Raw genomic sequence first — 2,342 nt, forward strand, 5'->3', positions numbered from 1 at the left:
AACGGCATTGGATGTAACAATTCAAGCGCAAATTTTAGAATTAATGAAAGACTTACAAAAGAAAATTGATACATCCATCATCTTTATTACGCATGATTTAGGAGTAGTAGCTAATGTTGCGGACAGAGTAGCTGTAATGTACGGTGGTAAGATTGTGGAAACAGGGACGGTAGATGAAATATTCTACAACCCTCAGCATCCATATACATGGGGCTTGTTAAGCTCTATGCCGTCATTAGATACTGCTGAAGAAAAACTTTATGCAATACCAGGAACACCACCCGATTTGTTAAGCCCTCCTAAAGGAGACGCTTTTGCTCTTCGTAGTGACTATGCGATGAAAATAGATATGGAGCAATCTCCTCCATTCTTTAAGGTTAGTGATACGCATTACGCTGCTACATGGTTATTGCATCCCGATGCACCAAAAGTAGAGCCACCTGCTTCTATTGTTGAACGTATGAAAAATTTCCCTGGAAGTCGTTACTACGAAGGGAGTACTAACTAATGGCTGAAAAATTACTAGAAATTAAAAATTTAAAGCAATATTTTAACGAAGGCAAAGAAAATGAAGTTCGTGCTGTAGATGACATTAGCTTTGACATCTATAAAGGTGAAACTTTAGGTTTAGTAGGTGAGTCTGGATGTGGTAAATCTACAACTGGACGAACTATTATTCGACTTTACGATGCTACTGATGGAAAAGTTATTTATGATGGTGTAAATGTACATGATAAAAAATCGAAAAAAGATTTGAAAATCTTTAACCGTAAAATGCAAATGATCTTCCAAGATCCTTACGCATCTTTAAATCCGCGTATGAAAGTTCTTGATATCATAGCGGAAGGTTTAGATATTCATGGCTTAGTTAAAAATCAGACGGAGCGTAAGGCTCGAGTAATTGAATTGCTGGAAACAGTAGGTCTTAATAAAGAGCATGCTGAACGTTATCCTCATGAATTCTCTGGTGGTCAGCGTCAACGTCTAGGTATAGCTAGAGCGTTAGCAGTAGATCCAGAATTCATTATTGCGGATGAACCAATATCAGCTTTAGATGTATCTATCCAAGCCCAAGTAGTTAACTTATTAAAAGAATTGCAGGAAGAAAAGGGTTTAACGTATCTTTTCATCGCGCATGACCTTTCAATGGTTAAATACATTTCAGATAGAATTGGTGTAATGTATTTCGGTAAGTTAGTAGAGCTTGCACCTGCCGAAGAATTATACTCAAATCCATTACATCCATATACTCAGTCTCTATTATCTGCTATCCCGCTTCCAGATCCTAACTATGAGCGTACTCGCGTACGTAAGTCTTATGATCCTTCTACGCACAAATATACGGATGGGGAAGAAGTTGCAATGCGTGAAGTTACACCGGGTCACTTTGTATTTTGTTCTGAAAAAGAATTGAAGGAACTAAAAGCTATATCCCAATCACGTATTTAATAAACCTTTTAAAAGTAGGCTAATCGAAGAAATTCGATTTAGCCTACTTTTTTTGTCAGAACATCTTTTCAAAGTTAAGGCTAAAAATGAATGATATAAAATTTATGCTTATGGTGTAAAAGGTTAGAAAAGAAATAATGATATAGCTGAACATTTAGATTAATTATAATTTTTATTGTAATATTAGACGTATGTACTCTTTTCATCGTACGATATAGTTGTTAGAATGTTAGACGTAAAGAAAGGGAGACGGTTATGAAACAAAAATTATTAACAGTAATTTCTGGTATTATGCTAGGTGTTTTAATGATGACACCATTCGAAGCTTCAGCTGAGACAAAAGCTTTCTCGAAGGATTTTACATCGAAGGAATTTGGCTTCAATTTAATAGAGGAGACCTTAGTAGCCTCTTCTAAGCTATTTGTCTATGACTCCGGACTTACTTTTAACTATCCTGATGCTGTAAGAGGAGTGTATGTGACTGGTCACTCAGCAGGCGGTTCAAGGTTTAATCAATTAGTGGAGCTAATGGATAATACCGAGTTAAACGCTATGGTCATCGATATTAAAGATGATTTTGGAAACCTAACTTATAAGCCTAAAGAGGATTCACCTTTGTTCAAGTATGAAATTGGAAAACCATACATAAAAGATCTTAGAGGAATTCTGGAAGTGATGGAGAAAAAAGAGATTTATCCGATTGCCCGCGTTGTTGTTTTTAAAGACACAGAACTAGCAGAAAGAAAGCCAGAATTATCATTTGTTGAAAATGGTTCGGTTTGGAAGAATGGAAGAGGCGAAGCTTTTGTTAATCCATTTATGCAAGAAGTATGGGATTACAATGTAGAAGTTGCAATTGAAGCAGCGAAAATGGGCTTTAAGGAAGTTCAGTT

3 protein-coding genes are annotated in these 2,342 nt (G+C 36.1%); all 3 read left to right on the top strand.

What is annotated here, in order from left to right:
- Positions 1-508 (top strand): oligopeptide/dipeptide ABC transporter ATP-binding protein (locus AC06OU_RS17650; RefSeq protein WP_475857517.1); only part of this gene is annotated, 508 nt, incomplete at its 5' end.
- Positions 508-1,449 carry an ABC transporter ATP-binding protein gene (locus AC06OU_RS17655; RefSeq protein ID WP_475857519.1) on the top strand — a complete coding sequence of 314 codons (942 nt, stop codon included), beginning with the start codon at positions 508-510 and terminating at the stop codon, positions 1,447-1,449. The genes AC06OU_RS17650 and AC06OU_RS17655, both read left to right, overlap by 1 nt.
- Before the next feature lie 255 nt (positions 1,450-1,704).
- On the top strand, positions 1,705-2,342 hold a 638-nt coding region (locus AC06OU_RS17660; protein WP_475857521.1), incomplete at its 3' end, for a putative glycoside hydrolase.

Source organism: Psychrobacillus sp. (genome assembly GCF_056205495.1).